A 21,750-nucleotide genomic window follows, 5' to 3' on the forward strand; every position below is an offset into this window, starting at 1 on the left:
TTCTTATCATACTAAGGAGGCGACTACCATGAGGATTATGATTGTTGATGACGAACCCTTCTACATTGATCACCTTAAAGAAGTCATAGAAAATAGCAGATTCAGTAAATCTGCGGAAGTCCACATTGCAGCAGAGTGTATTAGTGCCAGTCTGGCTATTAAAACGATACCAATCGTTCAACCTGATTTGATATTTACTGACATTAGAATGCAATTCATGAACGGCATCGAGCTTGCTGCAACGATTCAGGAAACGTGGCCGCATATCATCGTTGTTATTGTAAGCGGATACTCTTCCTTTGATTATGCTCGGGATGCACTTCGTGCCAATGTCGATGATTATCTTGTCAAACCTATTGATCCCGATGTCATCGAACAAGTATTGGATAAAGCAAGCGCAAGAATTAACAAGCAAGCTTATCTACGACAGCAGCATTATCTAAAGGGCCTGCTCGACAACGAACCTATGGGGATAGATTTCTTAACATCCTCCATGCCAAGCTTTAGCTTCCCCAGTTATATTATGATTTTTTTCAAAAAGAAAACGGCCCTATTGGAGAAGGAAAAGCCGCTTCCTCAGACGGAATACGAAATCCAAAATCAATTATCTCAACATCATTTATTACTTAAGAATGAAAAGGTCCGGCTCCTTCCAATAAAGGATCAAAAAAATGGCGTTATCATCCTTGGCTTATATGAATGCGACGATCAGAAGATTAAAGATATCGCATCTGAATGCCAACTGATCATCGGTTATGACGGATCGGCACCATCTATAGCAGCTAGTGGATCTTTCCATGAATTAACGCAAATTCATCCTATTGCCAATCAACTTCATGATGAATTGTATCATCAACTTGTTATTGGCCACACCAAACAGATTTATCTCTTTGAACAACTGCCTGCGCAAGAAAAATCCAACCTGCTGCTGGACAGTACAGACGAGAAAAAGGTTGTTATTGCGGTTGAGAAAAAAGATTGGAAGTTATTAAAAAAGTTGATCGACCATTGGTTTTACCAATGGGAGCAGCATTCATGCCCCAGTCTCTATGTACAAAGGAATATTAAAAAAATTCTTCAGTGGCTGGAAAAACACTTCCGTTCCTTGGACCCTCTTTTAAGTATCACTACGGAGAAAGAAATGGAGGAGATGATCGATTCCGCCCGCTCCTTCCGCGGAGCAGCCGAGACGTTCTGGAATTTATTATCCCATACCTTCCAATTTGAAGAACAGGAGTCAACCAGTAACAGAGGGATACGCTTAATTGAGCAAATCACAGACTATTTGACTGCAAATCTAAGCGAACCAATAGCTATGACCAATGTCATGGATAGATTTCAAATTTCAAGCACCCATTTAGGAACGCTATTTCGCAAGCATCTCGGAAAAACCTTTGTCGAATATCTAACCACTCTCCGTATTGATAAAGCGAAAGAGCTCATGCGCATTCATCCTGATATGGCTTTTAAAGAAATTTCCGAAATAACAGGATACTCGGATCGGCATTATTTCACTAAAGTATTTAAGCTTGTTACAGGCAAATCCCCTACAGATTTTAAAGAACAGCTTCTTCAGGAAGAAAATTAGGCAGCTAGCGATCTCCCTCCTGATTAGATGATATATGAGAGCAGAAAAAGGATAGGAGAGACTCCAAGGCTCGTGCAGCCTTGGAGTCTCTCCTATTTAAACTTGCAGCTATTCTTATAAGATTCCCAGCTTTGTTTCCATGATAGAGCCGGTATAACCTTCTGGCAACCGAATGCGAGCAATCATCCCTTCCGGATAGGATACGTTAAGCTGAATCGTCTTGCTGCTCTCATCAGCGGTCCACGAGACATCAATCCGCCCTCCTGCCGGGTGCGGAACACTACCCCTCGCCCATGTAAGTCCACTTGGTACAGGCGCAATCTCAACTTCAGTCCAGCCCGTCCTCAGACTCCTCACACCAAGCACCTCACGACCTAAGAAATAGGCCGGAGCAGATGACCATGCATGACAGTGACTGCGCGTTAGCATATCCGGATTAGCCCGATTCTCGAGGAAGTTCGGATATTGCTCCCAGCACGTAGTCGCGCCATGACGGATCATCGTGCCATAATGATGGCGAATATCGTCCAAGATGAGACGAACCTCACCCAGCTTGGCCAGTGCCTCATAATAGAAGAAGGACATGAATGGACTGCCAATTTGCACAAAATGTTCAGGAGGCTGAACGAGATAGGCGTCGATGATCTGCTTGCGCTCACCCTGAACGACACCCGTAAGTGAAGCGACAACCTGCGTCTGTATGCTGAGGCTGTCAGAGCGACGTCCATCCGTATGGATGCAGTCGATATAGGCCGACTTCTCTTCGCTCCAGAGGCATTCGTTGATTCTATGGGCGAGCCGGATAGCCGCTTCTTCAAACCTCGCAGCGCTCTCTTCCTCTTTCGCGATTCGTCCCATCTGTGCAGCAACTCGCAGCGTTTGAACCAAGAACATGTTCTGATGCGTGACGATACCATCGTTCGGCTGGTCGATCGGCGACCAGTCTAGCAGATTCCAGCCCTTTACATTAAACAATCCGCTCTCGTCAATCTTGAGCAAATAATGCTCCATCGTGAACCGAATATGGTCATACATTTCCACCGCGAACGCTTCATCCCCGGTCTGCTCGTAATATTCAGCACAAGCGATCGCCCAGAAGAACGTCCAGTTCGGGATCACACTGCTCCATCCGCTCGGCACTTGATTCACATATAGAGGCGATTGGTGTCTCGAGCCGGGAACAAGTCGTAAGCAGCGCTTCAGAATATCCTGTACCCCATACAAGTAATTGCTTACGAGCGCTTCGTTGCGGCTGTCACCGACCCAGAACGTTTGTTCATACGCTGGACAATCGACGAACGTATCTTCCATACACAGCTTTGTCGTATGACGGCTTATTTCCCAGATATCATTCAAAAGCGTGTCCGAGCATTCGAACCGTCCGACTTCGGCCATTGGATAGTTGCTTTGAATGAAGGTCACTCCGTATATTCGCACTGGTCTCGTTGCTCCGCGCACCGTCAGCGCCAAATAGCGGAAACCACGACGAATAGGTGTCTCATAAACCTGTCGACCTTCGTGGCACACGTAACGAAGCGTATGATCGAGGTCGAACGTATCCTGTCGATATTCTCCGGACATGTACTCGAAGCCATACCAATCGAGCACCGTTCCAGCTTCTGCCTCAACTTCAAAAGATAGATAACCGGAATATTCTTTACCTAGATCGAACAGCACTTCGGTATCATAGCCTTCAAACAGTGGCACAAGACCAGCCTCATTATTCGGAATGATTGCGTTCTGAAGCTGTGCCGGAACCGCAAACTTCACGTTCTCTTTACGCCAAACACTTAGCGCGAACACATCGACCTCAGACACGTACTTCGGATCGATTGGGCTTAACCAATCTACGAATCGCTCCAAGTCCTCTGGTCGCTTCAGCGCACCAAGTAATTTCATGTATACCGGATATTCCCAATTAAGCTCCCGAGCCGACTGATGGTCAATTGTGATGACAGCGTCGAATGGACCGATTCGGAAGAATGTAGATGCAGAATGATCCGCTAGCTGCTCTAAGGGGGAAGCGAATGACAATTCTCCACTTTCTTCTCCATATATACCAAACTGCAACTTGCCGACATGGAGGCTGCCGGACACATCGATGACGAGCAGGTTATCCCCTTCGTTCAGGTTAACGTCCACATACCGTTCGGGAGTCGTTCCATATATCCGGTCCTGGGAAATCTCTTCACCATTTAAGGACAGCGCACGAAAGCATCCTCCTGCTTGCAGAAAGCCTAATGTAGCTGAACACGCACAATTCGCGCGAATCGAAGTCACCACGAATCCAGTGCATAGAATGCCATTAGCATGCTCCTCACTGCCATCGTTCAGCGCATTGCGAACATCTAGCGCTGTCGTCACATGGAACGATCTCACCTTCGCCAATGATTCAACCCGCACGGGGTATACCGTCTCATCCGTCAGCATCGGGATGTCCCGAGGCTTTAATGTCGTCCACGGTGCCATACCGACCGAACCAAGGACAATCGCATTTGACCATCCCGCATCGTTGTAATCTAGTTCCTTCCATGATGAATCCCATGCTGAGGCATCAACATATTCAGAGAATGCTTGCTGAATCGACATTCGCGGTGCACGTGGATGCTGTCCGAGATGACGCGAGGTAAGCCAAGTCGCGTCGGTCGCGACGATGACATCCCCATCCGCATCATTAAGCTCAGCCAACAGACCACCCCGTCCCCGAAGGTAGTAGAACGTTGACAACCCGAAGTGTAGGACGAGCACGGCAATCGTATTTTCTTCGCCATACTTTAAGAGATGGCTGACTTCGTAAGTATCATAGGATTGCTCGAACGGCCACGAACGAACCGGACCTCGACCGAGCCTCGTACCATTTACGTACAGAACATAACGTGAATCAGCCGTAATTCGTAATGCTGCCCCTGAGCGAGCTTCGGCCGCAGCCGGAACGTCGAACGTTTTACGGAAGCATCTCCATTCATTACGAGGACTTTCCTCCCCTTCTCCCCAGATCCACTTAGCTTGCCAATTCACAGTCATCATTGTTCAGCTCCCCACCATTCCATTAGAATCACTTCTATTGTAAAATATATAAAAAGTTATTTTATGGGCTTATCAGGACATCATATAGGTATATAACGACATTATAAAAAGCAAATCGAGAAGGAGATAAGTGGATGCGCAAGCCAGAGCTGATGGTCGAGAAGGGGACCATTTTTTTCGAAAAAGGCTTCTCCATGTACGTCAATCGGGTGAGTGAGCGATTTGAGCTACCTGAACATATGCACGATTTCATTGAGATTTGTTATGTCTGGGAAGGAAATGGATTTCATTATATAGGAGATAAAATCATCCGTGTGACCAAGGGGGATTTGTTCTTCCTTTCCGTCGGAGTGTCTCATATTTTCCGGCCCACCTCGGCGAATCCGAAAGAGCCGCTTATTATTGGCAACTGTATTTTCGATGAAAACATATATCGATTTTTGGCGTCGGTGCTGCCCGAGGAGTACGGCATGTATCGGTTCCGTAATGTCGTCGCTGAACCCAATTGCTGGCTCCAAACTCGAGACCACTCTGGCGAAATCGGACTATTGTTCGAGTCCCTGCTCCGAGAGTTCAATGATAAACAGACGGGCTATGAGACCCTGTTATGTGGACTTCTGCTGCAATTACTGATCGGTATAGAAAGATCAATGAATAAGGAAGAACCTCATTTTAACGACAATGACCGAATGGAAGTCATTACGCGTTTCATTCAGGACCGATTGCACGAGAAGCTTACGCTGTCTGCTATCGCCCACCAGATTGGCATCGGGGTAAGACAGCTTCAACGAATCTTCTCCGAACTCACAGGCGTATCTTTCTCTGACTACCTAACGAACGAAAGGATCGATCGCAGCTGCCGCCTGCTGAGCGATCCTTCTAATCGATTCATGACAATTCTAGACATCGCTTCCAGCGTCGGCATTCATGATCCGAAACGCTTCTACAGCATGTTCAAGAGAAAAATGGGATTAACTCCAGCAGCCTATCGCACGGGACGAAAAGAAGATCGTCAAAATGAGAGCTTTACATCGGCATCTCGATCAAATTGACTTCCGAAACAGCTTACCTCTTGCCATTACCAGAGCCATACCGGATCCAAATGCGCGTTACCAAACATATGAAGCTTGAGATCTTTATTCATTATTGTTTGTCATCCCTTCTGATTGAATAGAGCTGAGATTGACTCATGTGCAGCGTTCTGGCAACAGACAGAGCTGCATAATCTCCGACTTCTTCCCCTAGAGCGGCAGGAACGATCTCGCAAACCGCCAAGGAATCCGGCAGCGCCTCTCGGTGAAGCTCTTCTTGCATATAAGGTTCAATAAGCTGTCTTTGTCTTCCATAGATACTGCCGATTATGACTTTCTGCGGATTAAGAATATCAATGAGTATAGCGACTCCGCGTCCTAGATTACGTCCGACATCTTGGAAGATGCGAAGTGCCAATGGATCGCCTCGTTCAGCAGCTTCCGCTACGTCTCTAGTCGAAATCTCATGGATGGAATCAGATGAATGACAGAAGGAAGGAAATGCTCCACCGCTATCGATTCGTTCTCTCACTACTGATTGAGTAGCCCGGGCAATCCCTCCGCCGCTGCAGAAGCCTTCGAATGATCCTGCCTTGTTATAGCCGATCGGTCCTTCATTCGCCAAACGAATATGTCCGACTTCGCCCGCATTGTCATTCGTTCCTGAATATAAACGGCCGTCCAAGATCAGCCCTGCTCCCATTCCGGTGCCGAAGGTAAGGAAGATCATATTGCGTGTTCCTTGACCCGCACCCCACTGCCATTCGGCGAGCGCGCATGCGTTGGCATCATTTTGCAAACCGATCGGTACATCAAAGTGATGTTTGATCGGACTAATGACATCGACTTTATCCCAATGGGGCAAGTTTGGGGGAGACAGAATAAGTCCACGCTGACTATCCAGAGGTCCGCCGCAGCTGATACCCACCGCTTGGAGTCGTTGCCTGTCTTCAGGGTATTTAAGAAATAAGAGTGTTAATTCATCAATCATTTGTTGGATGGTCTCTTCCGGTGTCGGCGCAGTCAGGAAGTACGCTTTATCAAGGATCTCTATTCGATTGTCCGACGAACGCCCGATCGTGACCGCGCATTTGGTTCCGCCAATATCTATTCCGGCATAGGTGATCATTCTCCGAAAAACACCTCCTCAAGCATGATGCACAACGTATGATAGATGGGAAGATGCCGCTCTTGAATATCCGGTGTTTGGTGATAGGGGACTGTAATTGTGACATCACATAGCGCCTTCATCTTACCTCCCGAGTTCCCTGTTAATCCAACGGTTTTCATTCCCTTTGCTTTAGCGATTTGAAGGGCACGAATGATGTTGCGAGAGTTTCCTGAGGTACTAAGGCTAAGAAAAACATCTCCTTCTTGGCCATAACCGTACACCTGCTGTGCGAAAACCATATCCGAATCAACGTCATTCGAGTAGGCAGTCATGAAAGCACTATGACTTACAAGCGAAATTGCGGGTAAAGCTCCTTGCAATCCATTACAAACCTCGTTAGCTTCTTCTGGAAAAAACTGCGCAAACTGATGCCGGAACGATTGGGGAACTGGACGTGTCAGCATAAAGCCTTTCATCAATTCCCCGACGATATGCTCGCTATCAGCTGCGCTGCCCCCGTTCCCGGCGACCAGTACTTTTCCATTATGCCGATAACAGGTTTCCAAGAGACTAAAGGACTGTTGGATTGCGGGAAGACATTCCTGCAATTCCGGATACTTGGTTTGAAGAACTTGAAGATGAGGATTCATGCATTTTCTTCCTTTCATCGATTAGCTATTACTCCGCTACCCTTACCTTCTGCTTATAAAAGGCAAGCATCGGCATATAAGTGCCCGTATCTAGCGGCAAATGACTGGAAGGATTCATTTCATAAGCGCCATGAACGAAAGTATCACCTTCGGGGGATCTAGACAAACGCAGTGTGATCTCGTTGCGACCTGTTATTTCCCACTGAGTAATCTCAATTTCTCCATTTGCATCTTCAACTGAAAACACTTGATCCTTCGGACCAATGGCAATAAGATAACCAGAAACGTTGGCAAACTGCAAACAAATGCTAGGAAGTATATCCTCATGCAGCCAAACAACAGAAGATAGATTTGGGGCATCTGCAGATACAAGTGCATTTGTATAAATATGAGCTAATGCAATCTTAGCCAATCTCTCACCAATGATCATATTTCCAGCAGGACTGTTATGTATTCCATCTGATAATGGACAATCCAAGGCTGGTACGGTGTAAACTTCAGGGATGATAAGAGCAGCTTGTCTCTGGGCTTCTCTCACTTTTCCCCATGATTGATTACTCTCTATGGAAGCTGGATCCGTAAATCGATTAAGCTGAACCGTTAATATAGGCAAATCCACAGCGTTCAGATCGTGGCGAATATGTTGAACCATCTTTTCAAATCGTACCAAGTAGCTCGAAGATTCCTCGGGATTGCAATCTGAACAGCCCTGATACCATAGAATGCCGCGGACTTTGCCCCCTGCCGATGCGATGATTTGCATCATATTCCGGTATAAATAACCATCCTCATCTGGATTCCAAGCCTTAAGAGGTGATCCGCCTAATGCAGTTTGCAGGAGTCCAATCGGGCTGCCTGTTTCCTGCTGAACCATCTTGCCAAAAGCTAGAAACGGAGAATGACCTGGATTAGCACCTTCTCTATTCTCATAATGAATAGAAGCTGTCGATTCGTTAAAAGGATGGGATGCCAAATCCCAGCTGCCATTATTACGCAGCAAATGAATGCCGAGCTGTGGCGGATCTTGAATGGGGCCTTTACCATACCCAGCTGCGTTACTCTGTCCGGCTATGACCCAGAGGTCACCAACTCCGATATGATGAATCATATCCCCACGGTCGGCCCATTCCAAAGCCGGATTGTTATCGATCTGCAGACAGGTTTCTAGTCGATACAGTCCCCCTGCTGGAATCCCATCCATTGTGATCTTCCAAGTCTGCCCCTCTTGCATCATACAAGGCTGCCAAGCTACAACTATTCTGCCATCCGCTTCATTCACGATTCGAGCAAAAACCTGAGCATGGCTTAATACTCTCTCCGTCATAACATCCCAAACACCTGATAATGCTAAGCTTCCAAAACCATTTTCTTGCTGTATAATCGCCCAAGGTTGTGGACCTTGCCCAATGATCACACCGATTTGCTTCATTGTAAATTTCCAGCTCCTTTTTGATAAAATCTAATTTGACCGTCGTCGTGTGACCGAGCACCGTGCATTGGTTACTACTCTAACAGCTTAGCTTCAAGCTCCTTAGACAACTGTTGATGAAAGGCAATATCCGGATGATTGATTCCATTGGACAAGCGTGTATGAATATCAATGCCTGCTTGATCCATCTGCTCCCAGATCGCATATACATCAAGTAAAGGTACAGCGTTATCAGCAGCGTAGTTACGAAGCGCATTGTTATATTTTAATAAGGTACCCTCTTCATATACGCGGATAAAATCAGGAACCAACGATTTATACATTTCCGGAACCTTAGGGTTATCTGTCTTTAACATCATAATTGTGGTTAAGAGAAGGACTTCCGCTTCCGTCTCCGTGCGTATTCGACTAATAAGGTCGCCAATAGCGGTTATATATTCTTCCAAGCCCGCTTCACCCTTATGACAATCGTTGAGTCCAAAGCAAACGGTTACTAAATCTGGCTTGTATAAGAGGACATCACGCTCCCAGCGGGTTCTAGATTGCTCTGCCGTATCCCCTCCGACACCTGAATTAATAACATTAAAATTAGCTGCAGGATAATGCTTTTCCACTCTACGACGAAGAAGCTCATGATAGACTTGTTCATGTTCCAGCTCATCAGGAGCTAGACAGCCCTGGGTAACACTATCCCCTATGGCAACATATAACACCGTTCTTGATCCTGGATTCTCGGACTTATCTTTCAATCGCTGATGAAGCCGTGGAAATTCATGTTTGCTCATAAATGGTATACTCCCTTAGGTTTCTAATACTAAAATAAGATTAGTCTACATCAATGGAGCGAGGAAGTATTTGCAGAATATTATCTATTCCAATGCTTATCTCTGCTTGCGCCAATTCGTTGGACTTAGACCTGTTTTTCGTTTGAACTCTCCGCTGAAATGATGGATATTAGGGTAGCCCGTTTCTTCTGCTACCTTTTGGATCGGCATTTCAGTAGTGGATAAGTAAGTTTTGGCCGCTTCCATGCGCAGCTCCAATAAATAATCAATCGGGGTAAATCCAGTTTCCTCCTTGAATCTTTTAATTAAATAGGTGGCTTGAAAATTGCTAATCTGCGTTAAATCTTTTAATGTAATTTTGCTTTTGTAGGTAGATTCCATGTAACGTGCTAACGCTTGGATCACATCTTTGCTTAAAGAATAGCCTGATGGGGGTGCATTGCTGTTACTTAGCTTACTATCTTTTCCGTACAGTTCTAGTGTCCCACTAACCATGAGCAGGATTTTCCTTACATTTAGTAACAGTAATTGCTCGCCATAGGGCTGATCGTGAATCTTCATGTCCAGCATGTTGCTGATTTCATTAAGACATCGTTCCATGAGGGGGGACAATGTGAAATAGGGGTCGAATCCAGATTGTAACCGATTCCATAGTAAAATATTTTGTAATTTAGAAAGATGAGGTTCTTCCTCAACTCCTGTCAATTCTATATACCAAAAAACAGCATTTTTTGAATGAATGATTAAATCATGAGGTGTATTGGGCGTTAAAATAAATAAAGAAGGTGGAGAAACCTCGTATTTTTCACCTAACCAAAGGAGTTGGAAAGAACCAGAAGCAAGAAAAAGTAATTCATAGGCAGGATGTATGCCTCCTGTTTTATATTCAGGTGCAGCAGAAACCGTAGCATCATGATAGGCGATACAATAAGATCTAAGCTTCATTTTATCCCACATCCCTTTTTCACCTATATATCCTACACCTAACATTAGTTAAAACCGAATCGCTTGTAAACCTTTTTTAAGTTAAATGTTTCTGAGTGAAATATTATACAAATAAAAACTTTATATACGTGGTGGATAAGCAGAATTTAAAGGTTGTTTATGCCCGTTTACATAAGATTTAATAAATACTTTAAAGGGTGGATTTCTTACAATGAAGGTGTAATGATAATCAAACTCTAGCTACAGAATGGAGCTTCAATATGAAAGCATTGCAAATTGTAGGAAAAGATCAGTATTCCATTATTGAGACTGCAGTCCCTGATGTGAAAGACTTTGAGATACTGGTGGAGATCCAAATTGTTTCTACATGCCCACGCTGGGATATCAATATGCTTGGGGGAGTGAATATGTTTGATTATTCCCTTACTCCCGAGTATCCATTGCAATATGGATTTCCCGGACACGAGATGGCAGGTGTGGTAAAAGCAATTGGAAGTGGGATCCGCAAATTCAAGGTTGGTGATCGTGTTGCAGCGCTTGAACATAATGGGGATGCTCCAGGTGCCTATGCGCAATATGTTTGCTTTAGAGAAGAGGATTTACTCAAGCTGCCTGATTCCATTGCTTATAAACAAGCGGTTTCATTCGAGCTGCTCAAATGTGTCATGATCGGAATGCTGCAGCTTGGGGATTTGAAGGGCAAATCCATACTGATATCAGGGCTTGGACCTGCAGGAATTCTGGCCGTCCAAATGGCTAAATTATGGGGCGCTTCACATGTAGTTGGTATCGATCTGAACCAAGAGCGTATTCAGTTTGTCAATGATCTTGGTCTTGTTGAAGCCAAGCTAGCCAGCGATTTAACCGATGAGAAATTCGATCTCGGTTACGACTGTGTAGGAGCTGCACCTTCCGTGCAAAATCTATTCAATTTCGTAGAGGAGCACATCGTTATCTTTGGCGTGTTAAGAGGGGAATTGAAATACGCCGACCATTTGTGGTTCAAAGGCTTTAAGCTGGAGTCTTATAAGTATCGAGGACTTGTTCAGAGAGATCATGATTTGTTGATTGATCTGGTAGCGAATAAGGGCTTGAACATGGAGTGCATCCAAACCTATCATGGTTCCTTTGTTAACTATCATGAAGCTGTGCAGCTGCTAAGAGAGCAAAAAGCGATTAAGGTTTATTTCTACCCCCAAGAGGACTTTGAGGAAACAGCTGTTTCCGGTGAATCCCTATGATAGGAAAAGCAGTCGTTTTTACTGAAAAGCTGAAGGTAGCCTATCAAGATGTCAGCATACCTACTCTACAGGATGATGAGATTATGATAGACATTGAGCATTCTTGGATTAGCAATGGAACGGAATCCTCTTTTCTCCGTGGTGAGAGAACAGATGGGGAAACACCGTTCAGAGATGGTGATCCGCTTCCATTTCCACAAGTAGCAGGGTATCAGAAGGTTGGCAGAATTACCTTAATGGGAAACAATGTGCAAGGCTTTGCAATTGGCGATCGAGTCTTTGCTACGATAAGTAAGGTTAATAATATGTTTTTTTCTACTGGAGGGCATGTCAGTCCTGCTGTCACCCATGAAAGCCAGGTGTGGAAGCTTCCAGCTGAAATTGATCCTATTGCTTATTCGGGTCTCGTATTAACCCAGGTAGGCTATAACTGCGGAATCTGTCCGCCCGTTAAAGCAGGCGATTATGCAATCGTCATTGGAGATGGAATGGTTGGGCAATGGGCGGCGCAAACCCTGCTGCATCGCGGAGCTCATGTCATTGTACTTGGTAGACATGATGACCGTTTGGCTTTGCTTCCAGAAGCTATTACGCGAGCAAATGTGAAAACATCCTCTATTCAAGAAGCGGTGCAGGCTGTAGCTGGTAAATTCTCCATCATTGTTGATACGGTGGGATCTTTAACAACGGTTACAGAGTTAATTTCATTAGCGCAATCCGGCTGTCATTTAGTTTCGGCTGGATTCCTCGGCGAGGATGGTCGGATTGACATCCAAATGCTGCGCACCAAAAATGTCACCTTGCATTGTCCATCCGGCTGGAATCAACAAGCTATGGATGAGACCTTGCAGGGGATCACAGAGGGCTGGCTTCAAACCACTTCACTAGTTACACATCGCTTTCCTGTCGAACATGCTAAGAAAGCATGGGATTTAATATTGGATCCCAAACAGACCAAGCTTGGCGTTATTTTAGATTGGATTTGATAAGGACCGACCAATCATTTAGATATTGCCCCAGATGACCCTCGATTTTTGTTCATTCGACATAAATAAGGGGTAAGCTCCGCTTACCCCAAACCCAAAACTTATAAATTCTTATCTGTACGCCTTGCTGCCCGATGCGAAGCCCTCTTTGAGCTTGAAGACAAGCGTAAACAGCACTTTATCGCCGGTAATCGGAGCGTCCCCTCCTGTCTCGTCAACCCATGCTGCCTTCACCCTCTTCCCTTCCGCTCATTAGAATCTAAATCAAATCGGACTTCTGCAGAAGCTTCTGAACCATTACTGCCACTTCCGCTCTTGTGATGAACGCCTCCGGAGCTAGCTCCTTCCAGTTTCGTCCCGTTACAAGCCCGTAATTCAAGCAGTCGGCAATCCCGTCCCTCGCCCAACTTGAAATCGCCCCCGCATCAGTGAAGGCGTCCAATGCTTGTCCCGCAACCGGGGAAGTTTTTTCTTTCAGCTCCGTAAGGGTCATCGCTCTTGCCATAAGGGACATCGCTTGTTCCCGCGTAATCTTATCGTTCGGACGGGCTGTACCGTCCGCGAAGCCTCTGATCAAGCGATATTTTGATGCCGTCCCGATCGCGCCGGCGTACCAGCTATTCGGATCGACGTCGCCGAACGGGGACTTCTCCAATTCGGGCTTCAGACCGAGACCGCGAATCAGAATCGCAGCGAACTCCGCGCGGGAAATTTCTTGATCGGGACGATACAGGCCGCTGCGGTCTCCGTTCACGACGAGTCGAGACCCCATGTCGTTGACGACTTGCTTGGACCAGTGCCGCTCGACGTCCTTAAACTCTATAGGGTTCCAAATCAAGGAAACCAGACCGTTTGTTCTGCTATTGACCTTCGCGTAAACCTTTCCGTCCAGACGGACGATCCTCGTCGGCAAATGCCGCAGCGTCCCGTCCGCTTCGTTCGCCGCCCCAGTCGTAATTCGCTCGGGATCAACGCCGTCCGGTATCGCGATCAGTCTTTCCACATAGGCGTCGAATTCGGCGATCTCGATCGTACGGCCGTTGTAAACGGCTCTTAGGGCAAATTCCAGCGGCGGTACGACGATTGAGGCATTCCCCTTCGTCGTTGTCTGAGCTTGGGCCGCAGCGACGACGATCTGAACCTGAATATCCCGCAAGTTCGCGGATTCGCCGAACCGGTCGACGATCGAACGAAGATCGATCCTCTCGGTCGGAATGCGGAAGGTGGCTTTATCCGTTTGCAAGAGCAATACCGCTTGGCGAGATGCCATCTTCTCGATCAACTCCGACTGGAGTTGTCCGATGACCACGTCGGATCCGCCCTTCGTCCGAATCGAGACTTCCGGGGACGGACCCTCGGTCGCGAGCTTGTTCTCCAGCTTCTTCCCGTCGACGATGATCGTCGCGACCGTCCGCCCGTTTTCTTTCGTCACCTTGGTCGTTCCCGCTTTCTCCTGCTTGCCGTTGACGTATACGACCGCGTCGTCCGATTCCGGCGATGACGGGACGCTTCCATTGCCTCCGCCACCGGACGGCTGATACGGCGTAACCCCATTGGATGCGGCCGAAGGGAAGCTGTTCCCTGCGCCGTTGGCGGCAACGACCGTAAACGTATAAGCCGTTCCGTTCGTCAAGCCAGTGGCTTTGATCGGGCTGCTCAAGCCGCTCGCCGTCGCGCCTCCAGGACTGGCAATTACGGTGTAGCCGGTAATGGCGTTGCCCCCGTCGTAGGTCGGCGCCGTGAAACTGACGGTCGCTTCTCCGTTGCCCGCCGTCGCCGTCACGTTCGTCGGTGCATCCGGCACCGTCATCGGCGTGACAGCATTCGACGCCGCGGAAGCGACGGAGTCTCCTTCTTTGTTGGTGGCAACGACCGTGAACGTATACTGCGTGCCGTTCGTCAAGCCCGAAACTTTGATCGGGCCACTCAAGCCGCTAGCCTTTACGCCTCCCGGACTCGAGGTCACAGTATATCCGATGATGGCGCGGCCTCCATTGTTCGCGGGCGCCGTGAAACTGACGGTCGCTTCCCCGTTGCCCGCCGTCGCCGTCACGTTCGTCGGCGCGTCCGGCCTGTCAAAAACCCACCTCTGGATGCGATGATTGTCGAAGTCGGCTACGTAGATGTCTCCCTTGCCGTCTACCGCCACGCCAGTCGGACTGCTGAACTCGCCCGGGCTGCTTCCGGATTGTCCGCCGATTTTCCCCCACTCTCTCCACGTTCCATTGGATACGTCCAACATCTGAATCCGATTATTGGACATATCCGCCACATATACATTCCCATTGACGTCTACCGTCACGTCGTAAGGTTCATAAAACTGTCCTAGCCCGCTTCCCATCCCATAGCCGATCACTTCCCACTCGTCCCCCGGTTGCCAGTTCGTTGGGTGATTCTGAAGAATGGAAAGGTTCAGCTTCTGGATTCGATGATTATCGGTATCGGCCACGTAAACATTCCCGTCGCCGTCTACCGCCACGCCCGACGGACTCTTAAACTTGCCTGGCGTTTTCCCTCTTCCGTAACCGATCGTCTCCCAACTGCCTTTGGAGACATCCAGCTTCTGGATACGATTGTTATTGATGTCTGCGACATATACATTGTCGTAACGGTCTATCGCTACGTCGTTCGGAAATTCAAATTGGCCGGGATTGCTTCCTCTTCCGCTGGCAATCACCGTCCACTCGCCATCCGTCCCTTGGGAGACGTCCAATTTCTGGATACGGTGATTATCCCGATCGGCGACGTAGACGTTGCCTTTAGAGTCGACGGCTGTGCCCGTCGGATTCAAGAACTCGCCCGTTCCGCTTCCGGACCCTCCGCCGATTTTCCCCCATCCGCGCCACTTACCTGTGAGCATGTCCAGCTTCTGAATGCGATGGTTATCGTATTCGGTCACATATAGATTGCCTTGGCTGTCCATCGCGACTCCAGTCGGAGAACTAAACTCTCCCAAACCTTGCCCCGCGATCGTAGCCTGATACCCCCACTCGCTCCAAGTTCCGTCAGCCGCGTCAAGTTTCTGAATTCGATGATTATCGGTATCGGTCACGTAGACGTTCCCTTTTCCATCGACCGCCACGCCGTACGGCTGATTGAATTCGCCCGGCCCGTTACCCGATCTGCCGTCGCTCTTCTTCCAATCGCTCCAAGCCTCGCTTGTCGCATCCCGCTTCTGGACGCGATTGTTTTGGGTATCGGCCACGTACAGATTTCCATCTCGATCGATTGCGATCGAGGACGGGGAGTTCAATTGTCCCGGAAGATTGCCTTTCCCGCCCGAAATCCAATCCCAATTGCCCGTTGCCCCTTCGGATACATCCAGCTTCATAATGCGATAATTGGCGGAATCGACCACGTAGACGTTGCCGTTGCCGTCAACTGCTACGGCTCTCGGGAAACTGAAGCCTGTGTAATATATCCAAGTATTCGATGCGGCCTCCAGCTTACGGATGAGGTTGTTATCAGTGTCTGCAACGTAGACGTTGTCGGCACTGTCTACGGCCACGCCTTTGGGATGGTTAAAACTCACCTGATTGCCGATCGTCTTCCACTCGCCTGGCAGTCCCGCCGAAACATCAAGCTTCTGAATACGATTGTTGTCCGTATCCGCCACGTAGACGTTCCCTTCACCGTCGACCGCCACAGCTCGCGGATGATCGAACTCTCCAAGGCCGCTTCCAGGCCCCCCGGCGTTCGTATTCAAGACGCTCCAAGCCCCGGTTGCCGCATCCCGCTTCTGGATGCGATTGTTGTCGGTATCCGCCACGTAAACATTCCCGGCGCCGTCGACCGCTACGCCGGATGGAGTAGCAAACGATCCGACGAAGTCGTTGCTTGCGATTCCCGGTTTGCCGTATTGCGTCCAATTCCTGGATTGTGCCGAAACCGACGAGACGTGGGGCAAGACCAGCAATAGGGTTATGAACCACAACAACGTTTTTTTAGAGTATCGTTCTACGTATTCCCACTTGTTTGAAATCATGCTACTTAAATCCCCCTTTTAATATCGTAACTCGCAGAAGTTCAACACTTTACGACAATGCCCGCCTCGAGCCTATCGTTCCGTCATGTACGACATAATTCGACTTGATTATACATAACCCCGCTTAACAATCACTGAACAAGTCTTGGGCTTTCGATGGCCTGCGCAAGATGTAAAAGTAAAAGAGGGCTCGAAAGCCCTCTAGCACATGTGATCCAAAGAAACAATCTCTGGCTTCTCCTTCTTCATTAGACAATGGACAAGCAATAGATGATAATAAATCTATACTTGAATCACGGAGGCGCAGCACAATGCAAAAACTAGGCAGAAATGACCCTTGTCATTGCGGCAGTGGCTTGAAATATAAAAAATGCTGTCTGGACAAGGACGAAGCAAACAAAGTCACTCGGTTAACTCCCCCTAATCCGAAAAAGCCTGCAGATATCATCGAAACCGAGATGACTTGGCCTAACGAGCTGCACAAGCTCATTGCCAAACATTTTTTCAATCAAACCTACGGCTTGTACGATAACGAGGAAATCGTCACCGTCATTCAGATGTGGAACGTCTTTGCCAATGAAATTGTTCCAGTCACGAAAAAAATCGGGGTATACCCAGCAGCGCTGGAGTATATTCTCTGCCAAATTTACGGATATGAAGTCACCCAAAGCACGCTAGCTGACAAATATGACGTATCGGTCGGCACGTTATCGCAGCGGGCTAATCAGATCTTCTCTTATCTGGATGAGCGACTACCTGAGTTGCCGGATTCTCCGCCAGGGCCGAACATTTCGGCTGCTTCCTCTCTCAACTCACAGATAAATATGGAGAAGGAGATGCAGCGTCTCCACGCATTGCTCGAAGAGCAAAATTTCAGCACCCTTGAGGAAGCTAACGCGTTCCTTCAACAAAATATTAATAAGAAGCCTGTCATACGTAAAAAACTTAGCGACTCCGAGCAAGCTGCGGAACTTCTTTATGCGGCATGGGACGATCCGACGGATCAAGAGGATGCGCTTCTCCATGATCCCAATAGCGTCGATGCGTACAACCTATTAGCCGAAAGTGCAGCTGCCTTTCCTAAAAAAATGGCCTTTTACTACAAGCAGGGAATGACGGTCGGAGAGAAGCATCTCGGCGAAGCGTTCTTCCAGGAAAACAAAGGACATTTCTGGGGCTATTTGCCCACGCGACCTTATATGAGAGCGAAGATGGGTTACGCTGAAGCTTGTGCCAAGTTGGGGAATATGCCGGAGGCCATGAAGCATTACCGCGAGCTGCTGGAGCTGAATCCGAACGATAATCAGGGCGTACGCGATCTGCTTCTGCCCGCCTATATCGAGACGTTGGAGTGGAAGAATGCGGCAGCGCTAATTCAACAATATAATAATGATGGCAGCGCAGCCTTTAACTACAGTCGAATCCTGGTCGAATACGGGATGAACGGACAATCCCCGAAGCTGGCTGCTTTAATCAAGAAAGCTACCGCACATAATCCTTATGTTCCCGCTTATCTGCTGGGCAAGAAACGGCTCCCTCGCGAAATGCCTGAATATATGGGGTATGGAGATGACCGGGAAGCCATCGTATATGCGCATTTGAACCGCAAACTATGGCTAATTCGTCCGGAGCTTATGCAGCTTCTTCCTGCGGTAAGGAAATAATTAGTTAAGGATGCCTTTCAAAATGGAAACCAGCTTCACTCCCGCTGATTACCGACAGCCGAAGTAGGACGGTAAGAAGTTAATAGAATGCCGAGGATTCTCAAAAAAGAAACGGCTATCGCCGTCCTTGAATGTTGATATATCTGGCTGATTCCATAAGCAATTGTATTTATAGCTATACAGACAATAAACCCGCCATATTTAATTGGCGGGTTTATTAACTACAATATCACTTGCCGAACACTTCCACGTTCAATTATCTGTGTAGGAAGCTTAACGCTTTCAATTCTGCTACCCTCTGAGGCCATCTTCTGAAGGAGTAAATCGAAAGCCTTTTTGCCTAATTCATCTGGAGACTTCATTACAGTAGTTAGCGAAACTCTGCCCACTCTGGAAATCATCAGGTCTGTAAATCCGACTACAGATAAGTCTTCCGGAATTTTACGACCTAATTCTTCGGCTATATTCATCACTTGAATGGCAACTAAGTCATTCGAACAGAATAGAGCCGTCATGTCTGGGTTCTGCTCAAAAAAACGAGCTAATCTGCTAGAATCCTTCTGTTCGTTATCCCAATCCGAGATGATGGCATTGATCATAAAGGGGATCTCGGCATCAAGCTGAGCTTGAATAAACCCATAATAGCGGTCTTCCCTGCTCATAATGCCTGAAATCGGCTCAGAAATAAAACCCACATTACGGTGTCCTTTGTCGATTAAATACTTGGTCATCTCGTAAGCACCCAGGAAATGATCATGGTAGATCGCCGTAATGTCCACTTCACGAAACACCCGGTCGATAATAACGACTGGAAAATCGTTCAGATGGAGCCGTAATACCTCTTGCCCACACATCCTCCGCTCACCCGGAAATAGCACAATGCCCCGTACCCTTCCCCCACTGCTAACCTCCCGTAGGATTTCGTCCTCTTGCTCAAGATCGTTACCCGTCACTCGGATGAGTACTTCCCAACCATGGAAAGCTCCTTCCTGTAGGAACGCAGTAACGACCAAGCCAATAAACTCATCCAGCATAGGAACAACAATGACGACCGCTTGCTGTGGCACCAGCGACATTCCTGACAGAGCTGCAGCTTTAAGCATAGTCTCAGTATTCTCTGCAAGGAAAGTCCCTCTCCGAGGCAAGCGATAAAGAATACCTTCCTTGGCGAGAAGCTCGAGAGCCTGTTTGCTTGTTCTTCGGCTTACGCCAAATAGATCGGCAAGCTCTCCCTCTGACGGAACCGGGTCATGGGGCTTCAGTTGTCTTTCAACAATTAAAGCCATTACCTTCTGACGCATTTGCTCATATAACGCGATAGGTCCTTTAATCAGCTGTTCCTTTATGTTTTTGTGCATATCCGCTCATCCTTCATCAGCAATGTATCACTGATACTAACATAATGCTTTTGGATCGACTAATCAACGCAATTGCAGCAATTTCTCCGCATATCCGCTTTCCAAATACGCCTTCATCGGATTGGGGGCAATCCCCATTTCCTCACGAACAGCATGTAGGAGCGGTGTCGGATCTTGTTCGAAAGCTTCTCTGACAACCGCTTCCGCAGCAAGAACGTCACCGCGATCTTGCGCTTCTGCTAGAAAATCCCAATTGACAAGCAATGCCTTGGCATATTGGTACTGAACATTGAGTACGGAACGGATCATGGCAGGAATCTTCGGCTCGATATTATGACTTTGGTCAATCATATAGGCGATATTTCGAGCATTTTCTTGAACAAGCGGATGAGCTTGATCCCTTTCTGCAGATAAGATCTGATGGAAGATTAGGAAGAGCTCGTAAGGGTTCATCGATCCAACGATAAGATCATCGTCCGCATATTTACGAGCATTGAAATGAAAGCCGCCAAGCCGCCTCTCGTCTAGTAAATAAGCGACGATATGCTCCACGTTCGTACCTTGGGCATGATGTCCGGTGTCAACCAGCACCTCTGCCTGAGGTCCTAGCTTATGAGCCAATTGATACGCCATTCCCCAGTCTGCCAGATCCGTATGATAGAAGGCCGGCTCAAAAAATTTGTATTCGATCAGCATCCGCATGTGAGGATCCATTGACCGGTACATCTCCGCGAGCGCTTCCTCCATGTACCCTTTTCTCCTTCTAAGATCAGCCTGCCCTGGATAATTCGTACCGTCTGCAAACCACAAGCTGATATCCCGGGACTTTACGGCCCTTGCGACGTCCACGCACTCAATCAGATGGGCAACGGCTTTGCTTCTTACTCTCGAATCATGGTTACATACACTGCCCAGCATGTAATCGTCATCCTGAAATAAATTCGGGTTAACGGCTCCAATAGTAATACCCAAAGACGCTGCCCTGTTACTTAATTGGCTATAGTCGTCGACTTTGTCCCACGGAATGTGAATGGCTACACTTGGGCACAGTCCCGTTACTTCATTTACCTTAGCTGCATCCTGTAATCTCTCATCCACTGTACGGGCTGCCCCAGGCTGCTTGAACGTTCTGAATCGCGTCCCTTGATCGCTATATCCCCATGAGGGCGTCTCGATTTGCAGCATTTTCAGCTTTTCTTTGATTCCATTCAGCGAGATGCCTCTGTCCTGCTGCCGTTTCTCAAACTCCTGATAAGCCCTATCCATCATATCGCCTTCACCTCACGTAATATACTCACGGAACTTCTCTGTCAATTCGTATAAATCCTGATCCTTCTTAAAAATACTTGAGGTGCCTGCCACGAATATATCCGCACCCGCCAAGCGCATCTTCTGCGCATTCTCACAGCTGACGTTGCCATCTACTTCAATCTCGATATGCGAATGTCCGACTTGCTCTAGGTATTGTTTTAATTTATGGATCTTCCCTAGAGTGGCAGGGACAAGCTTCTGACCAGCGAACCCCGGATTAACCGTCATAATCAATACGATATCGATGTCGTCGAGAATATCGTCTAACGTATAAATCGGTGTGGAAGGATTTAGAGCGACCGAAACCTTGGCCCCCGTGTCTCTAATCTGCTGAAGCGTTCGTTGCAGATGAATCGTGGCTTCCTGATGGACCGATACGATATCACCGGGACGAATCGCGAAGATCGGAAGAAAATCCTCTGGCCGGTTGATCATCAGGTGAATATCGAACGGAATGTCCGTCATCTCTCTGACACTATTTATAAAGTCTGGACCGAGGGTAAAATTAGGCACGAAGCTACCATCCATGATGTCCACGTGTAAATAATCAACACGTGCCCGCTCCAATGCTCTTATCGTTGTCTCCAAATTTCTGAAATCTGCGCACATGATAGATGGCGATATTCTGCCTCCCATTAC

The 21,750-nt window shown here is 47.6% G+C and carries 16 protein-coding genes; 5 read left to right on the forward strand and 11 right to left on the reverse strand.

Annotated elements, in window-relative coordinates; translation table 11 throughout:
* Positions 1-28 precede the first annotated feature (28 nt).
* A complete protein-coding gene (locus EKN16_RS17085) occupies positions 29-1,588 on the forward strand; it encodes a response regulator (protein ID WP_125659698.1) in 1,560 nt (519 codons plus the stop codon).
* A 114-nt stretch (positions 1,589-1,702) separates the two neighbouring features.
* Here EKN16_RS17085 and EKN16_RS17090 read toward each other — a convergent pair whose 3' ends face one another.
* On the reverse strand, positions 1,703-4,615 hold the full coding sequence (locus EKN16_RS17090) for a family 78 glycoside hydrolase catalytic domain (protein WP_232015817.1): 2,913 nt from the start codon (positions 4,613-4,615) through the stop codon (positions 1,703-1,705).
* 134 nt (positions 4,616-4,749) lie between these two features.
* On the opposite strand from EKN16_RS17090, the gene EKN16_RS17095 reads away from it, so the two are divergent.
* Positions 4,750-5,667 carry an AraC family transcriptional regulator gene (locus EKN16_RS17095; protein WP_125659701.1) on the forward strand — a complete coding sequence of 306 codons (918 nt, stop codon included), beginning with the start codon at positions 4,750-4,752 and terminating at the stop codon, positions 5,665-5,667.
* Between the two features lie 91 nt (positions 5,668-5,758).
* Here EKN16_RS17095 and EKN16_RS17100 read toward each other — a convergent pair whose 3' ends face one another.
* The 5 genes from EKN16_RS17100 to EKN16_RS17120 all read right to left on the reverse strand — a co-directional run bounded on the left by EKN16_RS17100 (position 5,759) and on the right by EKN16_RS17120 (position 10,611).
* Entirely contained in the window at positions 5,759-6,775 is a 1,017-nt protein-coding gene (locus EKN16_RS17100) for an ROK family protein (protein ID WP_125659704.1), read from the reverse strand.
* Positions 6,772-7,407: a D-sedoheptulose-7-phosphate isomerase gene (locus EKN16_RS17105; protein WP_125659707.1), complete on the reverse strand. Its 636-nt coding sequence runs from the start codon at positions 7,405-7,407 to the stop codon at positions 6,772-6,774. The genes EKN16_RS17100 and EKN16_RS17105 overlap by 4 nt, the downstream gene beginning before the upstream one ends.
* Before the next feature lie 28 nt (positions 7,408-7,435).
* Positions 7,436-8,836 carry a sialate O-acetylesterase gene (locus EKN16_RS17110; protein ID WP_125659710.1) on the reverse strand — a complete coding sequence of 467 codons (1,401 nt, stop codon included), beginning with the start codon at positions 8,834-8,836 and terminating at the stop codon, positions 7,436-7,438.
* 74 nt (positions 8,837-8,910) lie between these two features.
* Complete coding sequence (locus EKN16_RS17115; protein WP_125659713.1) at positions 8,911-9,621, reverse strand: SGNH/GDSL hydrolase family protein; 711 nt, start codon at positions 9,619-9,621, stop codon at positions 8,911-8,913.
* A gap of 96 nt (positions 9,622-9,717) precedes the next feature.
* Positions 9,718-10,611, reverse strand: coding sequence for an AraC family transcriptional regulator (locus tag EKN16_RS17120; RefSeq protein WP_125659716.1), 894 nt, complete (start codon positions 10,609-10,611; stop codon positions 9,718-9,720).
* 215 nt (positions 10,612-10,826) lie between these two features.
* On the opposite strand from EKN16_RS17120, the gene EKN16_RS17125 reads away from it, so the two are divergent.
* Together EKN16_RS17125 and EKN16_RS17130 are read left to right on the forward strand one after the other, a co-directional pair.
* Positions 10,827-11,807 (forward strand): zinc-dependent alcohol dehydrogenase, encoded by a 981-nt coding sequence (locus EKN16_RS17125; protein WP_125659719.1) that lies wholly within the window; start codon positions 10,827-10,829, stop codon positions 11,805-11,807.
* On the forward strand, positions 11,804-12,793 hold the full coding sequence (locus EKN16_RS17130; protein WP_125659721.1) for a zinc-binding dehydrogenase: 990 nt from the start codon (positions 11,804-11,806) through the stop codon (positions 12,791-12,793). Before EKN16_RS17125 ends, EKN16_RS17130 begins: the two co-directional genes overlap by 4 nt.
* A gap of 111 nt (positions 12,794-12,904) precedes the next feature.
* Here EKN16_RS17130 and EKN16_RS33495 read toward each other — a convergent pair whose 3' ends face one another.
* Both EKN16_RS33495 and EKN16_RS17135 read right to left on the reverse strand, forming a co-directional pair.
* A complete protein-coding gene (locus EKN16_RS33495) occupies positions 12,905-13,027 on the reverse strand; it encodes a hypothetical protein (protein ID WP_260182892.1) in 123 nt (40 codons plus the stop codon).
* Between the two features lie 25 nt (positions 13,028-13,052).
* Positions 13,053-16,778 (reverse strand): S-layer homology domain-containing protein, encoded by a 3,726-nt coding sequence (locus EKN16_RS17135; protein ID WP_125659724.1) that lies wholly within the window; start codon positions 16,776-16,778, stop codon positions 13,053-13,055.
* Positions 16,779-17,089: 311 nt separating this feature from the next.
* Here EKN16_RS17135 and EKN16_RS32655 point away from each other — a divergent pair, with 311 nt between their 5' ends.
* Positions 17,090-18,442 (forward strand): SEC-C metal-binding domain-containing protein, encoded by a 1,353-nt coding sequence (locus EKN16_RS32655; RefSeq protein ID WP_125659727.1) that lies wholly within the window; start codon positions 17,090-17,092, stop codon positions 18,440-18,442.
* A gap of 221 nt (positions 18,443-18,663) precedes the next feature.
* Here the strand turns inward: EKN16_RS32655 and EKN16_RS17145 are convergent, their stop codons facing one another.
* The 3 genes from EKN16_RS17145 to rpe form a co-directional block, all read right to left on the reverse strand.
* Positions 18,664-19,800 carry a GntR family transcriptional regulator gene (locus EKN16_RS17145; protein ID WP_125659730.1) on the reverse strand — a complete coding sequence of 379 codons (1,137 nt, stop codon included), beginning with the start codon at positions 19,798-19,800 and terminating at the stop codon, positions 18,664-18,666.
* 63 nt (positions 19,801-19,863) lie between these two features.
* On the reverse strand, positions 19,864-21,069 hold the full coding sequence (rhaI, locus tag EKN16_RS17150; RefSeq protein WP_125659733.1) for an L-rhamnose isomerase: 1,206 nt from the start codon (positions 21,067-21,069) through the stop codon (positions 19,864-19,866).
* Positions 21,070-21,081: 12 nt separating this feature from the next.
* Positions 21,082-21,747, reverse strand: a complete 666-nt coding sequence (gene rpe, locus EKN16_RS17155) for a ribulose-phosphate 3-epimerase (protein WP_125659736.1) — start codon at positions 21,745-21,747, stop codon at positions 21,082-21,084.
* Positions 21,748-21,750: the final 3 nt, after the last annotated feature.

Origin of the sequence: Paenibacillus baekrokdamisoli, assembly GCF_003945345.1 — a bacterium.
GTDB classification, from domain to species: domain Bacteria; phylum Bacillota; class Bacilli; order Paenibacillales; family Paenibacillaceae; genus Paenibacillus_Z; species Paenibacillus_Z baekrokdamisoli.